16 protein-coding genes are annotated in these 18,066 nt (G+C 57.7%); 10 read left to right on the top strand and 6 right to left on the bottom strand.

What is annotated here, in order from left to right; all coding sequences use genetic code 11:
* The first annotated feature begins 44 nt into the window (after nucleotides 1-44).
* On the top strand, nucleotides 45-1,100 hold the full coding sequence (locus ACTRW9_RS08750; RefSeq protein ID WP_442429050.1) for a sigma-54 interaction domain-containing protein: 1,056 nt from the start codon (nucleotides 45-47) through the stop codon (nucleotides 1,098-1,100).
* Nucleotides 1,101-1,531: 431 nt separating this feature from the next.
* Here ACTRW9_RS08750 and ACTRW9_RS08755 read toward each other — a convergent pair whose 3' ends face one another.
* Both ACTRW9_RS08755 and ACTRW9_RS08760 read right to left on the bottom strand, forming a co-directional pair.
* Complete coding sequence (locus ACTRW9_RS08755; RefSeq protein ID WP_005008063.1) at nucleotides 1,532-1,735, bottom strand: hypothetical protein; 204 nt, start codon at nucleotides 1,733-1,735, stop codon at nucleotides 1,532-1,534.
* 250 nt (nucleotides 1,736-1,985) lie between these two features.
* Nucleotides 1,986-2,837, bottom strand: coding sequence for a flagellin N-terminal helical domain-containing protein (locus tag ACTRW9_RS08760; RefSeq protein ID WP_442429051.1), 852 nt, complete (start codon nucleotides 2,835-2,837; stop codon nucleotides 1,986-1,988).
* A gap of 195 nt (nucleotides 2,838-3,032) precedes the next feature.
* Here ACTRW9_RS08760 and ACTRW9_RS08765 point away from each other — a divergent pair, with 195 nt between their 5' ends.
* From ACTRW9_RS08765 to ACTRW9_RS08800, 8 genes are all read left to right on the top strand, one after another.
* The gene (locus ACTRW9_RS08765; protein ID WP_442429052.1) at nucleotides 3,033-3,629 is read left to right on the top strand and encodes a hypothetical protein; all 597 of its coding nucleotides are present in this window, start codon (nucleotides 3,033-3,035) and stop codon (nucleotides 3,627-3,629) included.
* A 396-nt stretch (nucleotides 3,630-4,025) separates the two neighbouring features.
* Complete coding sequence (locus tag ACTRW9_RS08770; RefSeq protein WP_442429053.1) at nucleotides 4,026-5,042, top strand: hypothetical protein; 1,017 nt, start codon at nucleotides 4,026-4,028, stop codon at nucleotides 5,040-5,042.
* Between the two features lie 24 nt (nucleotides 5,043-5,066).
* Nucleotides 5,067-6,989, top strand: coding sequence for a flagellar filament capping protein FliD (gene fliD / locus ACTRW9_RS08775; protein WP_442429054.1), 1,923 nt, complete (start codon nucleotides 5,067-5,069; stop codon nucleotides 6,987-6,989).
* On the top strand, nucleotides 6,986-7,429 hold the full coding sequence (flgN, locus tag ACTRW9_RS08780; RefSeq protein WP_442429055.1) for a flagellar export chaperone FlgN: 444 nt from the start codon (nucleotides 6,986-6,988) through the stop codon (nucleotides 7,427-7,429). Before fliD ends, flgN begins: the two co-directional genes overlap by 4 nt.
* A 19-nt stretch (nucleotides 7,430-7,448) precedes the next feature.
* A complete protein-coding gene (locus ACTRW9_RS08785; protein ID WP_442429056.1) occupies nucleotides 7,449-7,949 on the top strand; it encodes a hypothetical protein in 501 nt (166 codons plus the stop codon).
* A gap of 147 nt (nucleotides 7,950-8,096) precedes the next feature.
* Nucleotides 8,097-9,584, top strand: a complete 1,488-nt coding sequence (gene aroE / locus ACTRW9_RS08790) for a shikimate dehydrogenase (protein ID WP_442429057.1) — start codon at nucleotides 8,097-8,099, stop codon at nucleotides 9,582-9,584.
* A gap of 58 nt (nucleotides 9,585-9,642) precedes the next feature.
* On the top strand, nucleotides 9,643-11,079 hold the full coding sequence (locus ACTRW9_RS08795; protein WP_442429058.1) for a hypothetical protein: 1,437 nt from the start codon (nucleotides 9,643-9,645) through the stop codon (nucleotides 11,077-11,079).
* Nucleotides 11,067-12,092: a M14 family metallopeptidase gene (locus ACTRW9_RS08800; protein WP_442429059.1), complete on the top strand. Its 1,026-nt coding sequence runs from the start codon at nucleotides 11,067-11,069 to the stop codon at nucleotides 12,090-12,092. The genes ACTRW9_RS08795 and ACTRW9_RS08800 overlap by 13 nt, the downstream gene beginning before the upstream one ends.
* A gap of 53 nt (nucleotides 12,093-12,145) precedes the next feature.
* Here the strand turns inward: ACTRW9_RS08800 and ACTRW9_RS08805 are convergent, their stop codons facing one another.
* The 4 genes from ACTRW9_RS08805 to ACTRW9_RS08820 form a co-directional block, all read right to left on the bottom strand.
* The gene (locus ACTRW9_RS08805) at nucleotides 12,146-13,522 is read right to left on the bottom strand and encodes a deoxyguanosinetriphosphate triphosphohydrolase (protein WP_442429060.1); all 1,377 of its coding nucleotides are present in this window, start codon (nucleotides 13,520-13,522) and stop codon (nucleotides 12,146-12,148) included.
* A 163-nt stretch (nucleotides 13,523-13,685) separates the two neighbouring features.
* Nucleotides 13,686-13,931: a hypothetical protein gene (locus ACTRW9_RS08810; RefSeq protein ID WP_442425871.1), complete on the bottom strand. Its 246-nt coding sequence runs from the start codon at nucleotides 13,929-13,931 to the stop codon at nucleotides 13,686-13,688.
* A gap of 377 nt (nucleotides 13,932-14,308) precedes the next feature.
* Nucleotides 14,309-14,659: a rhodanese-like domain-containing protein gene (locus ACTRW9_RS08815; protein WP_442429061.1), complete on the bottom strand. Its 351-nt coding sequence runs from the start codon at nucleotides 14,657-14,659 to the stop codon at nucleotides 14,309-14,311.
* Between the two features lie 323 nt (nucleotides 14,660-14,982).
* Nucleotides 14,983-16,425 (bottom strand): SLC13 family permease, encoded by a 1,443-nt coding sequence (locus ACTRW9_RS08820; RefSeq protein WP_442425874.1) that lies wholly within the window; start codon nucleotides 16,423-16,425, stop codon nucleotides 14,983-14,985.
* Between the two features lie 327 nt (nucleotides 16,426-16,752).
* On the opposite strand from ACTRW9_RS08820, the gene ACTRW9_RS08825 reads away from it, so the two are divergent.
* Nucleotides 16,753-18,060: a 3-isopropylmalate dehydratase large subunit gene (locus ACTRW9_RS08825; protein ID WP_442429062.1), complete on the top strand. Its 1,308-nt coding sequence runs from the start codon at nucleotides 16,753-16,755 to the stop codon at nucleotides 18,058-18,060.
* Nucleotides 18,061-18,066: the final 6 nt, after the last annotated feature.

Genomic DNA, 18,066 nt, shown 5'->3' on the forward strand with positions numbered 1-18,066 from the left:
CAAATTTTTGACAAAGCGAAAATTTTGTATAAAATATTGGATTTATGGGGCTTGAACTAAAAAACGATTCCTACCACCTGATCGGCAACAGCGACGCCATTTCCACGGTTTACGACCTGATCGAGCGCGCCGCCGACTCCAATTCCACCGTCATCATCACCGGCGAAAGCGGCACGGGCAAGGAGCTGATCGCCCGCGCCCTGCACCACAACAGCAACCGCAAAAACAAACCCTTCATGCCGGTCAATTGCGGCGCCATCCCGGGCGAGCTTCTGGAAACGGAACTGTTCGGGCACGAAAAGGGCGCGTTCACCGGCGCCGTCAATCACCGCGTCGGGCGCATGGAACTGGCGCAGGACGGCACGGTGTTCCTCGATGAAATCGGCGACATGCCTCCCCTGCTTCAGGTGAAGCTTCTGCGCGTTTTGGCGGAGAGCGAAATCGACCGCGTCGGCGGCAGCAAGCCGATCAAGATCGACGTGCGCGTCATTGCCGCCACCCACCGCAACCTGGAAGAGGCCATCGGGCAGGGCAAGTTCCGCGAGGACCTGTTCTACCGACTGAACGTCATCCCCATCTCCCTGCCGCCCCTTCGCGAGCGCAAGGAGGACATCCCCCTGCTGGTGAACCATTACCTGAAGCGGTTCAATGAAGAGAAATGTAAAAGCGTCACCGGCATCAGCGACGCGGCGATGGAAATCCTCTGCCGCTACCCGTGGCCGGGCAACATCCGTGAACTGGCCAACTTCATGGAACGCATGGTGGTGCTGAGCACGGCCAGCACGTTGACGCCGCGCGACCTGCCGGAGAAGGTACTGGGCGACGTGCCGCGCGAACAATGGGAACCGCTGGTCCAGGCCGAACCCACCGAAACCCCCGCCGAATTCCTGCGCAACACCATGAACTCGTCCTACTTCGTCGGCATCCCGGACGAGGGCATCAACCTGAAAAAAATGGTTGAGGAGTTCGAGAAGGAACTGATCTTGGAAGCACTGGAAAAAACCAACTGGGTGAAGAACAAGGCCGCCGCCCTGCTTGGCCTCAACCGCACCACGCTGGTGGAAAAACTGAAGAAGATGAACATCCAGCGCGAAGACTAACCGGACCTCGTCCGGAGGAAGCTGGGTAATGCGTCCTGGGCGAACGATGGCCGAAGGGCCCGTTCCAAAACGTATTTATCCAACGCGAAGACTAGCCCGGCTGAGCCGGGAGGCAACGGGGTAATGCCCGGCAAGCGAACGACGGCCGAAGGGCCCGTTCCAAAACGTATTTATCCAACGCGAAGACTAGCCCGGCTGAGCCGGGAAGCAATGGGGTAATGCCCGGAAAGCGAACGAGGGCCGGAGGGCCCGTTCCAAACGAACCCCTTCCCACGAAAAGACTCACACCGTAAAACCCAACGGGCAATACAGCCTGCCGTCACGCCGGGATTCCCGGCATGCCCCGAACAGAAAATCGAGTGAAGCAGAAAAAATGAAAGTGCGCGGCGGTGCGCCCGATTGCGGGCTCGCCGCGGGAGGGAAAAACCGCGTCAGCCTTCGATGCGGGCGTAGGCCAGTTCCTTGGCGATGCGGATGGCCTCTTCCACGAATTGCTTGTAGGCCCGGTCGGTGTCCTTGTGCTGGGTCTGCTTGACGATCTTCTCACCGTTGGCGTCGATCACCAGGTCGAGCACGTTGACACCGGGGGTGACGTGGTGTTTGCGGATTTCAATCTTGATGGTGTTGACTTCCATTGCTGGTCTCCGGAAATGGACTGAGTTTCTTTGGAATCAAGGGATTTAAGTACCATTTCAGAGGGAAGGAATCAAGCGCAAATTCCGGGCAATGCCCGGGGTGATACGGCAGGGGATGGAAATGGCCTCGCAAATCAACATTCCCCGTAAAACACGCACTTGCAGGAAAAGGGGAACCCCTCGGAACGGGCCCTCCGGCCCTCGTTCGCTTGCCGGGCATCACCCCGTCCCCCCACGTCGTGGGGCCGGGTCAGGTGTTGATGTTGAGCAGGCGTCCAACCCGGTTCTCGTTGGACCGGTTCTGGATGCCAAGGGCACGGATGGACGTCTCCACCCGGGTGAGTTCCTCAGTCAATTGAGAAATGGACCGGGCGAGGTCCGTGCCCGCAATTTCCTCTTCCGCCGCAGCCAGGTTGACAATGGTGTCACGCGTCGTGGCGGCGGTGGCAGCCAGCCGGTTCGAAACCGACCCCACGTTGGCCCGGGTCTGGTTGATGGTTCCCAATGCGGTGTCGATGCTGTCGATTGCCGTGAGCGCGTTGTTCACGGTGGTGATGTCCAACCCCGCGAGGCCCAGCGTCGTGGTGTCCGTGGCCTCGACCACGTTCAGGTTGATCTGGTTTTCCGCTCCACTCCCGGAACCGACCTGAATATTGACCTGGTTGGGAGAACCCGGGGCGAGATCCCCATTCAGGATATTCTGGCCGTTGAATTCGAGGGACTGCGAGATGCGGTCGATTTCCCCCAGCACCTGTTGGAACTCCGTATTGAGAATGCCGCGCTCGGTGTCCCCCAGCGTGCCGTTGCTGGCCTGTACCGCCAGCTCCCGTCCCCGCGCGGCCAGGTCGTTGATGGTGGCGAGTCCGCCTTCGGCCACGTTGATGAAGTTGGACCCGGTCTCGATGTTGCGGCTGGCCTGGGAGAGCGCGCGGATCTCCGCATTCAGCTGCTCGGACAGGCCCAGTCCCGCCGGGTCGATACCCGGGTTGACGAGGCGGTTTCCCGAGGCCACCTGCGCCAGTGTGGTGCGCAGCCCGGACTGGTTGCGTTGAATCAGGGTCAACAAACGACTGGTGGTATTCGGATCGATGGAGCTGGCCATGCTCATTCTCCTTCGGGAGCCTGGGGTCAGACCCCTCAAAAATTTTTGACTTTATAATCAAAGTTAATAATATTGGGACAGGATGTCAAATCGGTCGCCCGAATGCGGCGCCTTCCGCCCCCCGGGTCATCCAACACCGCCATCTCCGGTGGCGGCGGTCTTCTTCCACTTCCAACACTCTCACCAGGTCTCCCTATGAAAATCTTTATCAACGGCAACGAAGACAACACCTCCTACACTCAAACCAGGCTGGGCGACCTGCTGGAACATATCCAGAAAGAAACACTGAATGACGATCAGTTTCTTTTTAAAATCCGTATCAACGACCAGAGCATGGAGTTCGGCTCCAATGAATCCAAGGAAATGCTCCTGACCGAAATACAAAAGCTGGAGATCGAAACCTCGACCATGAACGACATGGTCAACGAAAACATCCATAACGCCATCGGGTACCTGGAGCGCTTGATACCCGGTCTGCAACAGGTGGCCCAGATGTTCCGCGAGGGCAAACAGCAGCAGGCCAACCAGTTGTTCATGGACGTGGTCGACGGGATCGACTGGTTTTCCCAGCTCGTGGAGCTGGTGGTGCAGGCTCGCCAACTGGACGTGAACAACACCCAGTACAGCGGCAAAACCCTGTCCGACCGCAAAGAAAAGTTACTGCAAATGACCCAGGCTGTACTGGAAGTCCATAAGAACCAGGACTGGATTCGCCTCGCCGACCTGCTGGAATACGAATTTCTGCCTTATTACGAAGACTGGCTTGAGGTCCTGCCCCAACTCAAAAATTGACATTTTCGGGCTCCCCCCCCTCCCAACTCCCTGACTCCCCTATTCAACCTTCCTGTTTTCAATAAGTTAAAAAATATTCAAACTTTATTTATTTTTCCCTAAAGTCTCATGTGCGAACGCCGTTAAGGAAATAGGGTTTGTTTTGCCCGGGCTTGGTTACCCGATGGCATACCCGTTCAATTTCATTAAAAAACAATAAGTTGTGTGAATTGACGCATCAGGGGACGGTACATAAGGATTGACGGGGTGAGCCCTGGGGATTGATTTCCTTATTATTTTTTTGAAGGCATCCGGGTCGGGAAAGTTCAGTTCGCCTGTACTTCTTAACGGATTAAAAAGATAAGACTTGAGCAATTGGGATCACCGGCACCCCAAAAAGCCGGAAAGCAGGACACCATGGCAGAAATAGACAGCAATTTCCCATTCAATCGCATTGGTCTTCCCCGCCTGGGGGAGAACAACAACGATGAGGGCCCGGTCAGTCGGTTGCGCCGCGCGCAAGAGGAGCGCGAGGAGAGGAGAGAACAAGCCCTCCGTACCGGCCAGCCGACAGACCGGGTGAATCTCGCACCCCGTCCGCAGGAAGAGGTCCGCCCGGTCGAGGACGTGGTCCGGCGCGAGGCGGAAACGACGCCGATTCCCTTGCGGGACCTCGGTGTGAACCGCCGGATCATCGGCCAGGAAAACGACGAACCCGGGCTGGTTCTGGACCGGAACAATCCGGACGATCCCCAGCCGTTCAGTCCCATCGAACAGGCGATCGCGGCTGTCATTCGCCGCCCCGGCAACCTGGAGCTCAGGCCTCAGACGGGTGGGGGCCTGGCCACGGAGCCGGGCGGAGAGGGCCCTGCGGCAAGGCTTGAGCTGGCCCCCGAGCCCCTGGTGCTGGACCCGGCCCGTTTTCAACAGCAACGGGCACTGGAAGATGAACTCGAAGCACCGCAGCCTCTGGATCGGGAAACACCGCCTTCCGCCAACGCACAGCCCCGGATTCTGGAGCAGGAGGAACCGGAGACCAATATTCAGCAATTGACGGAAAACCGCGGCGCCCTGCGCTCGAATTTCCTGGAAACGGACCCGGCCCTGCGCGCCAACCGTGAACTGCGCAACCTCATCCGTGAAAGGGATGACAACGAGGACACCCCCATTGAACGGGGCAGCAACAACCTGCTGTTGAACGAGCGAGAAGCCTTCGTGCCTCCGGGAGCGGTGGAGGAACCGGGCGTCGCCCCGGTGGCCCAGTCCATCGTCGCGGAACGGGCAGAGCAGGCCCGCATTGAGCGGGTGGAAGAACAGGTCGAGGCCCGGCGCATCCGCCGGCAAGAAGAGGAAGAACAACGCCCCCGGCCTTTGGATCTGGATCCGGAATCCCGGGTGGCCCAGCGTGGGCTCAACATCAACCGGTTCATTTAAGCAGGACCCTGTCGAGCATCGACCATGGCACTTTTGAGTAATAACATTCTCAGCAACTTCAACCTTTCCCTGACGGGAACGTTGAATCTGCGCTCGTTCCTGTCGCCTCTGAATCTGGGCGGGACCCTGGGTGGATTGGGCCAGGTGCTTTCCGGGATCACGGACAGCATCGTCGACCAGGTGGACCTGTCCCCGGAAGCCACCGAGGGCATTCTCGGACTGGGACGCACCATCGGATCGCCTCTTCCCAATCGCGGTGCCTTGCTGGCGGGTTCCTTCAGTTTTGTCGAGCGGGGGTTCCCTGTGATCAGCGATCTGCGCGGGCCCCTGTCGGCATTGCGGGTTGCCCAGAGCGGCCGCTTTTTGACTGAGAATTTCCGGGATACGGGCCTTCCCCTGCTCGATGAGTTCACCAAACGCGACTCGGTGGTGCAGTTGCAGAACGATGCCCTGGGCGACCTTCGCTCGCGGCTGGAGAAACTGCAGCGCTCGGTGGAGACCCTGCGCCAGACCGGAGCGCTCAACCTGCTGACCGGATTTTCTTCCGACCGCAACGTCGTCCAGGTAACGGCAAACGAGACAGCCCCGATATCCCGTTTTCAAGTGAATGTGGTGCAACAGGCCACCCGCGAGTTGCGGGTGTCCGACGCCCAGTCTCTCGGTGCACTGGGCTTGAGTGGCAGTTTTTCCATCAACGGCGTGGAAGTGACCGTCGCCGCCGGCGACACGCTTCTGGACATCGCCAACAAGATCAACCGCGGCGAAGACGTGAACGGCAACGGCGTGCTGGACGGTCCGGAAGACTTCAACGGCAACGGCCTGATCGATATCATAGAAATCCCGGCCACCCCGTTTTTTGAAGGCCTGTTCATCATCGAGGACGCCAACAACAACGGCGTGCTGGACCCGGCGGAAGATGCCAACGGCAACGGCATCCTGGACGGCGGCACGGCCCAGACCGGTGTCACCGCCACCTTGTCATCGGACAACCGCCTGGAGCTGACCGCGGCGGAAGGAGAACGCATCAACCTGGACGATCCCGACGGGCTCCTTCTCCAACTCGGATTCTTCACGCTCAACAGCCAGAACGTTTCCGTGCTCAAGGACAAGCAGCTGGTCACCGTCAACAACCAGGTGACGGACCTGAACCGGCTGGCGCAGGATGCGGTGATCGAAATTGGCGGAAAAGAATTCCAAAGCGCGACCAACACATTTGACGACATCCTGAACGGGGTCACGATCAGACTCAGGGGTACCTCCAGCCAGGCTGTTGAGGTGGGCGTGCGGGTCGATGCCAAAGGAGCGGCGGAACAGATTGAAACGCTCGTGGACCGGTTCAACGACGCAATCCAGGCATTCAACAAAATCCTGGGCGGCGACAAGGTGTTTGCCCGCGACCTCGACATTCAAACCCTGCGCAACAACCTGATCAAAAATTCGCAGGGCGTGCTTGAACAGATCAATGAAAGGGATGCACGCACGCAGGAACAGGCCCGGTTCCAGAGAAACACCCGGTCCCTCGGCATCAACAGCGTCAACACGGAAAAGACCACGTTTCAGGAAATCGGCCTCACCAACGCGGTGCGCAACCTGAAAGACAATTCGACGGATTTGTTCAAACATGTTGGCAGCAAACTGTTCCGGGAACTGTCGGCCATCGGTATCCAGACGGAGTCGGACGATACCCTGAAAATCAATCGCCCCCAGCTGGAACGGGCGTTGAACCAGAACCCGGGAAAGGTTTTTAATATCCTGACTCGCGAAGAAGGTGGTATCCTTTCCAGAATCGAACCGATACTGGAACTGGCACTCAGCGACAACCTGGGTATCCTGAATTTCAAACAGGAGCAGATCCGGGAGCTTTCGCAGGTGCCTTCCAAGGTGGCCGAGCTGTTCCAGGAAAATGCCGGCAATGACCTGTTGCGCAACCTGATCGCGGTGGTATGACTGTGACTTCCAAACTGGCACAACAGATCATGGACGGCCTCGAGTCCCAGAAAACGGGTTACAACAAGCTTCTGGAACTGGCCGGTCAGCAGAAAGAGGCCATCGATGCCGGAGACGACGAGACGTTGGTGCGGGTGATCCAGAACAAGGAACAACATCTTCGCTCGATGCAGGAACTGGAGCGGGCCCTGAAGGAAAGCGCCGACACGCTGACCGACGGGGACCGGCAGGATCTTCAGGAACGGGCCCGGCCCTTACAGAATGAGGTGCTCGGTCTGATGGAAAAACTGATCGAGCTGGAAAACACGTGTACGGAAACCCTGAAGGCGAAAGCCCTGAACACGCGGGAGGAGTTGTCGGAACTGAAAACCCGCAAGAACAACATCAAGCAGTACGGCATGTTTGGCGCCAAGGGAACGGAATTTTCCGGCGATGCGTGAATAAGGAGATCGTGGACTCATGGATTTCAGCGTAACCAGAGTATCCCGTGCGTTCCAGGTTTACCAGAGCCAGACCCGCATTGCGGATCTGAACAAGCAGAGCAACCTGAGAACCGTGCAGGGACAGGCCGACCGCGTCAGCCTGTCCACGGAAGCTCTGCGCCTGTTCGAGCAGAACCAGGTGCGCGCGTCGAACCCGTCCGAATCCACGTTCGAATCCAGGCAGGCCGCACAGCAAAACACCACCCCTTCCGCAAGCCAGGCGGCTTCGACGACCTCCGCCCAGGCCGCATCCACGCCCACGGCTCAGGCGGCTTCCGCTGCCGGCCCACAGGCGGCGATACCGATCACCCCGCCCGCGACTTCACGGCCGCAGACGGCTTCGGTCCGTGGTGGAGAACCCCCGAAAGAGAACCCGTCCGATGAAGAACTCCTCGACTTCCTGAACATCGCCAATTCTCAGGAGGAAGAAGAATTGGAGATTCCGTTTTCTTTCCGCCGGGGCAGCCGACTGGGCTGATGCCCGGCACGTCGGCGGACCCGTTCCCTGATCCAACACACTCACAGCCAAACTCCCTTCGCTGGATTTTCCCCACCGCATCGGGCATAATCGGGGCTCGCCGCTGACGCGCACCGAATTTTTCCGCCCATCATCCAACGAGGTTTCATGATTTGCGTTCCCATCGTCGGTCCCAGCATGGACCGCGCGCTTGAAGATATCGACGCCTGCAGGAAAGTCGCCGACTTCATCGAATTCCGTCTCGACCTGATCCCCGATCACGACCTGCCGCGCCTGATTGAGGCCGCGGGCGACACGCCGTACATCGTCACCAACCGCGCCAAGATGGACGGCGGCCAGTTTCCCGGCACCGAAGAAGAACGCGTCGCCGTCATCAAACAGGCCATCGAGCTGGGCGCGATGTACATCGACATCGAAACCTCCACGCCGCCGGAACTCCTGCGCTCGGTGCTGGAGAACAAGGGTAATTCCAAAGCCATCCTGTCGCACCACGATTTCACGCGCACCGACGACAAGGTCGATGCGCTCTACGAGTTGATGACGCAGATGCCCGCCGACGTGCTCAAGATCATCACCTACGCGCAGGACCTGAGCGACAACCTGCGGCTTCTGCAACTGCTCAGCCGGGCGCGCCGCGACGAGGTGAACCTGATCGCGTTCTGCATGGGCGAGAAAGGCGAGGTCAGCCGCATCCTCTCTCCCATGTACGGCGGCTGGCTGACGTTCGGTTCCCTCGACCGCGGCAAGGAAAGCGCGCCGGGACAGATCCCTGCCACCACGCTGAAACACATTTACCGCGTCAACGACCTCAACCTGGACAGCAAGATCTTCGGCGTCATCGGCGACCCGGTGAACAAGAGCATGGGCTACCTCATCCACAACCGCGCCTTTTCGGAACTGAACCTGCCGAACGTGTACGTGCCCTTCTGGGTGAAAAGCCTGACGCGCTTCTTCAACACCTACCAGGCGTACTTCACCGGGCTCAGCGTCACCATGCCGTTCAAGGAAGACATCATGAAGCACATGGACCGCGTCGACCCGCTGGCGAAGAAGATCGGCGCGGTCAACACGGTGGTGCGCGAGGACAACGACTGGGTGGGCTACAACACGGACGTCACCGGCGCGCTGTCGGCGCTCACTGCGGTGACGGAACTCAAAGGCAAGCAGGTGCTCATCATCGGCGCGGGCGGCACGGCGAAGGCCATCGGTCACGGCGTCACCGAACAGGGCGCGGCGCTCACCCTTACCTACAACCGCAATAAAGAGAAAGCCGAGGCGCTGGCGCAGGAGCTGAACGCAAATCTCATCAGCATCCGCGACATCGATTCGCACACAGCCGACATCGTCATCAACTGCTCGCCCGCCGGCATGACGCCCAACACCAAGGACACGCCCTTCCCGGCGCGCCTGCTCAAGCCCGGCATGGTGGTGTTCGATTCGGTGTACAACCCGATGGAGACACGCCTCATCAGGGAAGCCAGGGAAAAGGGATGCACGGTGATTCCGGGCATCGAGTTGTTCGTCAACCAGGCCATCGAGCAGTTGAAATTGTGGACGGGACAAACGCCGCCGCGCGATCCCCTGCATGAAGTTGTGGAAACCCGCCTGCGCGAGCTGGCGGCAAAAGGCGTTTGATTCGCCACCGGATGCGTTATACTTTCTAAAGTGAAGCCGTTTTCCGGAGGCGCCGCCCATGGGCCTGGACATTCCGCATTCCCAGTTTTGCGACGCGGACTTTGAAGAGTTCAAACGACGCCTCCACCGGGAGACAGACCACCTCTCCGCCTGGTTCCGGGACGGCGCGTTTGACAACCAGCCGGGGGCCTGCGGGTTCGAGCTGGAAGCGTGGCTGGTGAACTCGCAGTTCCAGCCTGCGCCGATGAACGACGTCATCCTGCCCACCATCAACCACGGCCTCGTGGTGCCGGAACTGGCCCGCTTCAATTTCGAAATCAACAGCACGCCGCAAACCCTGTCCCCGCACATGTTCCGCGACATGGACACCGAACTCGCCGCCATCTGGGAGTTGTGCGAACACCGCGCGCGGGACCACGACTGCGGCGTGATGACCATCGGCATCCTGCCCACCATCACCGACGACGCGCTGACCGTCGCCAACATGTCGGTAAACAGCCGCTACCAGGCGCTCAACGAACAGGTCCTGCGCCTGCGCAACGGACGCAGCCTCATTCTGGAAATCGACGGCAACGACCGCCTGCGCGTGGAACACGATGACGTGATGCTGGAATCGGTGACGACGTCCCTGCAGATCCACATCCAGTGCCCGCCCAAAAACGCGGCCAGGCATTACAACCTGTCACAGATACTGGCGGCGCCGATGGCGGCCGTCACGGCCAACTCGCCGTACCTGTTCGGCAAGGATTTGTGGGACGAGACGCGCATCCCGGCGTTCGAGCAGTCGATCGCCGTCGCCAGTTTCCGCGCGGCGGACGGACGCACCATCGGCCGTGCCACCTTCGGCACCGGTTACGCGCAAAGCTCCATCCTCGAACCCTTTCTCGAAAACCTGTACGCGTACCCCGTCCTGCTCCCCATCCACTTCGAGGACCGAGAGGAAGACCTGAGCCACCTGCGCCTGCACAACGGGACCATCTGGCGCTGGACGCGTCCGCTTGTCGGGGTGAACGCAGACGGCGTGCCGCACCTGCGCATCGAACACCGCGTGCCCGCCGCCGGACCGAGTCGGCCGGACATCATCGCCCACGTCGCCTTCCTGCTTGGCCTCATGGTGTACTTCGTCAACGACGATGAAAAACTGGAAGACGGGATCCCGTTCATGCAGGCGCGCGACAATTTTTACCGCGCCGCCAAAAACGGCCTGTGCTCGGAGATCAAGTGGGCGGGCAACCGCACCGTGCGCATGCAGGAGTTGATCCTGGAACACCTCGTGCCCGCCGCACGGAAAGGACTCGAACGCGCGGGGGTGGACAAGGCGGACATCGAGCATTACATTCACGGCATCATCGCCGAGCGGGTGCGGTCGGGGCAGAACGGCGCGCGCTGGCAAAGGGATTTCGTCGCCAAGTACGGAACCGACATGGCCGCGCTGACCGCCGCCTACTACCACAAACAACACTCGCACCGGCCGGTGCACACGTGGAGCGTGTGACGATGGACCTGCACCTGCTCGATGCCGTGCCGCCGGACCTGCTCACCACTCCCGTGGAAGGACTGGATACCATCCTGCCGGGCCCGACGCTGCTGCGTCTTCCCGGCCGCACCGATCCGCCGCTGTTCATCTCGACGCTCCTGCACGGCGACGAGCCGACGGGATTCCAGGCCATGCAGAAACTGCTGGCGCATTACCTCGCCGCGCCGGAGGGACTGCCGCGCAGTGTGTGGCTGTTCCTCGGCAACGTACACGCGGCGAAGGGCAACCTGCGTCATCTCGACCAGCAACCCGACTTCAACCGCATCTGGAACGGCGGCGACCGGCCGGAGCACCGCCTTGCGGCGCGCGTGGTGGCGATGGTGCGGGAGAATGGGCTGTTCGCGTGCATCGACATCCACAATACGTCGGGCAAGAACCCGCCCTACTCCGCCATCAACAAGCTCGACCCGGCGTGGGTGTTCCTCGGCAAACTGTTCAGCGACAAGCTGGTGTACTTCACCCGGCCCGACACGGTGCTGACCAAAGCCTTCGCGGAGATCTGCCCGGCGGTGACGGTGGAGTGCGGTCAGCCGGGCGACCCCAAAGGCCTTGAGCGCGTGCACGGCTTCGTCGATCAGTGCCTGAACCTCACCGCGATCGTGCCGACGGGGTACCGCACGGCGGACGAGTCCGTGTTTCACAGCATCGGGCGCATCGAGTTTCCCGACGGGTGCACGGTGGGGTTCAATCACTCAGGGGGATCGGAGGACTTCGTGTTCGTGGAGGACCTGGACAGCCTGAACTTCAAGGAACTGCCGGAGAACACGCGCATCGGCTGGCGGCACGATGAAAGCAAGCGGCTGATTGTGTATGACGAGACGGGGAAGGAAGTGGGCGACGAGTTTTTCGTGTACAAGGGTAACGAGATACGACTGAAGCGGGCGGTGGTGCCCTCCATGCTGACCACCCGCCCCGACGCCGCCCTCGACGACTGCCTGGGCTACCTCATGCAGAGATATGTGCTGGAGTGAGAGAATCTTGCAATGGAAGAGAATCTACCTGCATCTACTTATTGCTTGTTTTTTTAACGATTCGGAAGGGACATTCCTGTTATTTGGCGATAGGTTGCTACAGCAAATGAATCAGACATCCCGGCTATATAATCTGTTACCTTTATTAGAGCCTCATATGGAGATTTCTTTTTAAATTCTTCAAAATCTTTATTTCCTAATACAAACTCAGCAACCTTCCTACTTTTGGGAGATGCTTTTTTTCCTTTCAAAATTAAATCAAATGCCGCAGGGACAAATAAGTTAAGTAGCTCTCCCAATACCTTGAATCCAGCCATTTCAATGGAAACAACCTTTCTCAATTTATAAACTTCTTTTTTGTTAAATTTATCTAATTTCTCCAAAACACTTTTTTCTTTTATTTCCTCTAATAATGGCTTGTCAAATTCCCCCTTTAAAATTGCAGACTCTTTTTCATCAAATTTAGTAACAACTTTTCCTATTAACGAATTTATGGCCTTAGCTCTCAAATACTCCACCTTCTCTTGATCTGAAACCGACTTTCTTTCCAAAAAGCTCCGCCCAATATCCTCATTTAAAAGCTTCGATAGGTGATCTCGCACCTCGCCAAAATTAACGTGCCTTAACAAAAAGGCATCTTCCAAATCCACAATTTGATAACAAATGTCGTCCGCTGCTTCGACCAAAAATGCCAAGGGGTGCCTAAACCAAACAGAATTTCTTTTCTTTGGCTTTAGTTTATTTTTATTTGCAACTTTTAAAAAATTGCTTTTGTCTATTTGAAAAAAACCGTGCTTTTTAGAACTAGCACCACTTATTTTTGAGTTAGCTTTTTTAACAAATGACTCCCTAGGATATTTTGAATACGCTCCTAAAGTTGCGTAAGTAAGTTGCAAGCCTCCACTTTGTTTTGGTCTTTGCAAACTTGTCAATATCCTAAAACCCTGCGCATTGCCCTCAAAGTTCAGAAAGTCTAACTTCTGCTCTTTTTCCAAATGTTTAAATTTACTTTCTCTTTTATCGTTTTCAGCACTAAACCAAGTCTGAATTGCTTCTTCACCCGAATGACCAAATGGTGGGTTGCCTATGTCATGGGCTAACGAAGCAGCCGCAACAATTGCTCCGATATCGTAGGGAGAAAGTAAATTTTCTCCAAAAATATTGGAATATTTTTTCTGAAGGCGAAAACCAACTTCAATTCCTAGCGAGCGACCAACAATCGAGGATTCTATACTATGCGTTAATCTTGTACGTGGATAATCGCTTTCAGATAATGGAAAAACTTGCGTTTTATCTTGAAGCCTTCTGAAAGCAGAAGAAAAAACTATCCGATCATAGTCCTTTTGCCACTCGGATCTTTTTTGATCTGGGTTAGATTTCTTTTTTTCCTTACCCAATCTTTTATAAGATAGTAATGTTGACCAGTTCATTTATTTTGCTCATAAGAGAAACGATAATTTGTCTTATTTTTGCACAATGCCATTTAAAAGAAAATTCAAAGGAAAAATAAAAAAATGGACTTAGCCCTTTTAGGCTAAATCCATTTTTAAAATCAAAGGTGATCTAACTATATAGTTTATCTTCGCAATATCTTTATCCCCGCTTCCATTCCTTGAACTGGAGCCAGGCCTGGTCGAAGACGGCTGGGTCGTAGTGTTTTTTGGTGAGGGGCTGGTCGCCTTCCGGCGAGCGGGCGACGACGATCTGCTTGTCGCGCACGTTGCTGTTCTCCATGTAAATGGCGACGCCGTCGGCCATCACCGCGCCTGTGCCGCGCAACAGTTCCTCGCGCACTTCCTTCGGGTTGTCGATCACTTTCATTCCGTCTTTGTTGATCATCGTCTCCTGCCTTGTTGATTGAACCACCCTGTCATTTAAAAAAGCTTCGCTGCCGCTCCGCGTGAACCAACTGGAGGAAAAGGCCCCCCAGCCCCACTGCGTGGGGAGGAAGCCGGGTACTGCTCTCCCAGCGAACGATGGTCTGAGGGCCCAATTTCAAATACAATCTGTTTCCTCCGGGTGTGACCCGGCTTCGGAGAAGGGGGGGCCTAAAACCCCCCTCACGCCCGACACTCTGTGAGTGCCTCCACGGGTGGAACACATGATAACGTTTGAAGCAATGGGATGAAATCGAAATGGTAGAGGATGCGGAACCGGGCCCACGAACCCTCGTCTGCCAGAAAGGAACGACCCCGTTTCTTCTCCCTGCAAGGGAGCTACATTTGAGAGCGGTAGCGGGGGATGGAGGGATCGGCGATCTGCGAGTAAGCATCGATGCCGCCGATGAGGTTGTACACGGTGTCGACACCGGATTCTTTCAGGATCTTCCCGGCGCGAAGGGACCGCTCGCCGAAGTGGCAATAGACCACGATCTCGTCCTCGAACGCCAGTTCCTGGAACCGGTCCACGAGCTGGTTGAGCGGAATGTGGATGGAATTTGGCAGCGCGGAGAGGGAATGTTCCCAGTCTTCCCGCACGTCCAGCAGACACTCGATTTCACCCTTGTCCAGCCGCTTCTTCAACTCCGAAGGCGACATGGGCAAGATCTCCAGCGACTCGGCATCCATACTTTAGTGCCCCCCTGAAAAGAATTCCACCCGCAATGTTCCAAGCGAGCGGTCATAACAACCTTGACCCTTATATAATCTAGCATTACCCAAAAGGGTAGGTCACGACTTTTTGCTAATTTTAATGACAACTATTCACAATTTGAATATACTGCGCATCCTAAATATGTGGGTGGGCACCTTTTTTAGGTTGTGTGCCAAAACGATCTTTTCTTGTCAGCCAAAACTGAAATTAAAGTTGAAGGCAGGAAGTGAGGCACTCTGTGTCTTCCAAGGTTGGCCACCCCTCCCGGTCTCCTTGGCCTGCCTTCTTTCTTTTTCCCTCATTCGAACCCGATGAGGGGCCAGTATCCCCAAAGCAGAACCAGGTAGGACAACATCCCAAGCGCGCTGAGCAAAAGCCCCGCCTTCACCATGTCGGTCAACGGGATGTAGCGCGAGGAGTACGCCAGCGCCGACGCCGGTGTGGCGATGGGCAGGATGAACGCGAAGTTGCTGGGCAGGATGACGGTCATCGTCGCCACCACCGGGCTGATTCCGTACGCCGGGCACAGGGTGAGTGCCGGCGGCAGCAGGATGGCGATGACGGCGCTGTTGCTCATGAAGGTGGTGAACAGGACCGAGAGCACCGCCAGCGTCAGCAGGAAGGCCGTCGGCGACGCGATCCATCCATGGAACACCTTCTCCGCCAGCCACAGGGCGGCCCCCGATTCCGCCATCACTTCCCCCAGGCAGATGGCGCCTCCGTACATCAGGATGATGGCCCAGTTGACGTGCGGCTCCACCGCGCGCCAGGTGATGAGGTTCAGCACGAACAGCGCGAACACCGCCATCAGGGCGATGTTGGCGATGCCCAGGGTGTCGCCGAACCCGAACCACAGCACCAGGGTGACGGCCATCACCGCGCCGACGCCCATCTCCTGGTACGAAATCTTACCGAGGCTCAGCGATTTGCGCTCCAGCGTCTCCAGAGCCGGGGTCACATCGACCGCCTCCGGCTTGAACAGCGTGCGCAGGACCACCCACCCGCAGACCAGAAGGATGGGAATCATCGGGAAGGTCAGCACCGAGTACTGCAGGATGCCCAGCGTGTGTTCGTTTTCGGTGCCCTTCTCCAGCATCTCGACCGCCAGAGGCACGCGTCCGCCACCCAGCACCGTGGTGGCGCCGCCGATGATGCACCCCCAGCCGAGCGCAAAGTACAACTGCTTGCCGTACTGCGAACGCCCCGGAGCGAGCTGCAGGGCGGAGGCGATCTCCGCCACGATGGGAAACAGCATCGCCGCCACGGCGTGCTCGGACATGATGGTGGAACCCGCCGCCCCAAACAGGTAGATGGAGGCCAGCAGCTTGCGCGGGTCGTGGCCCCAGTTCTCGATCGTCCACAGGGACAGACGCACGCTGAGCCCGCAGGAGATCATCGCGCCGGATAAAATGAACGCGCCCAGGATGAAGAACACCGCCTTGTTGCCGAAAAACTCGTACACCTGCGAGTCTTCCATGATGCCCAAGAGGGGCACCGCGCCGATGACGAACAGGCTCGTTGCGGACAGCGGAATGACGTTGGTGGACCACAACGCGACGGAGAGCCCGAACAGGCACAACACTTTGTACGCCTGCGGGGTCAGCCCCTCGGGAGCGTCCTGGTTGAGGAACACCACGAACAGCGCGAACAGGATCGCCACCACAATGCCGCGGCGCAGGCGGTCGAAAGCCACGATCCAGAGCGGACGGCGGTCGATGACGATTTTGGGCGATTCGTTCACGAGGCGGATAAGATTTTGAAATTCAACGATAAAAGGCCAATTGACCTAAACTACAAGAAATGCGGGGGTGATTCAATAACTATAACGGCTTGCGGGGTTGCGAGAGACCTCCGGGGAACGGGGTGAAACGGTGGGTGCATGCAGGATACAATCTCCCGCTCAGGAAAAGCCTCAGACTGTTCCTGCCCGCCGCATTTCTTTATCCCTTGCACGTCGGCTCTTTTTTTGTTCCTGAAAAGCGGGTATAAATGGTAAGGTAGAACACCTGTTCAGGTAACAAATCCATACAATTGAACGAATCAACCGCTCCCGTCGGAGAACGCACTAATGGGAATGACCATCACTGAAAAAATCATAGCCGCTCATTCGGGCAAAGCCTCGGTCAAACCGGGCGACAATGTCTGGGTGGATGTGGATGTCCTGATGACGCACGATGTGTGCGGCCCGGGCACCATCGGCATCTTCAAAAAACAATTCGGCGAAAACGCCAGGGTCTGGGACCGCGAGAAAGTGGTCATCATTCCGGACCACTATATATTCACGTCCGATCCGCACGCCAACCGCAATGTCGACATCATCCGCGCGTTCGCCAAGGAGCAGGACCTTCCTTATTATTACGACGTCGGCACGGACAACTACAAGGGCGTCTGCCACGTGGCGCTGGCGCAGGAAGGCCACAACCGGCCGGGCGAGGTGCTGTTCGGCACCGATTCGCACACCTGCACCTCCGGCGCGTTCGGCATGTTCTCGACCGGCATCGGCAACACCGACGCCGCGTTCATCCTGGGCACCGGCAAGCTGTGGGTGAAAGTGCCCGAAACCATGCGCTTCGAGTTCCGCGGCCAGTTCCCGCCCTACATCATGGCAAAGGACATCCTTCTCCAGGTGATCGGCGACATCGGCTGCGACGGCGCGACGTACCGCACCATGGAATGGGCGGGCGACGCGGTGATGAGCCTGTCCATGGAAGAGCGCATGACGCTCTGCAACATGGCCATCGAGGCGGGCGGCAAGAACGCCGTCATCGAAGCCGACCAGACCACTTTCGATTACCTGGAGACGCGCAACAAGAAACCGTACAACGTGGTGCACGGCGACAAGGACGCGAGCTACTTCTTCTCCAAGGTGTACGATGCCGATGCCATGGAACCGGTGGTGGCCAAGCCGCATTCGCCGGACAACCGGGCACTGGCACGCGAGTGCAGCGACGTCAAGCTCGACCGCGCCTACATCGGGTCGTGCACCGGCGGCAAGCTGACGGATTTCATCGCCGCGGCGGAAATCCTGAAAGGCGAGAAGGTCAAGATCGGGACTTTCATCGTGCCTGCCACCATGGAAGTGGAAAAAGAATTGAAGACCCACAAGATCGACGGCAAGACGGTCATGCAGATTTTCGAGGAAGCGGGATGCCAGATCGGCGAGCCCTCCTGCGCCGCCTGCCTGGGCGGTCCGGCGGACACCTTCGGCCGGACGCAGGGCGAGGAAGTGGTGATCTCCACCACCAACCGCAACTTCCCCGGACGCATGGGGTCGAAGCAGTCCTCGGTTTTCCTGGCGTCCCCGTACACGGCGGCGGCTTCCGCATTGACCGGACGGGTGACCGATCCTCGTGAATTCATGGCCGCGGCGGTATAACCGCCG

The organism is Nitrospina sp. 32_T5 (assembly GCF_052156635.1).
GTDB lineage: Bacteria > Nitrospinota > Nitrospinia > Nitrospinales > Nitrospinaceae > Nitrospina.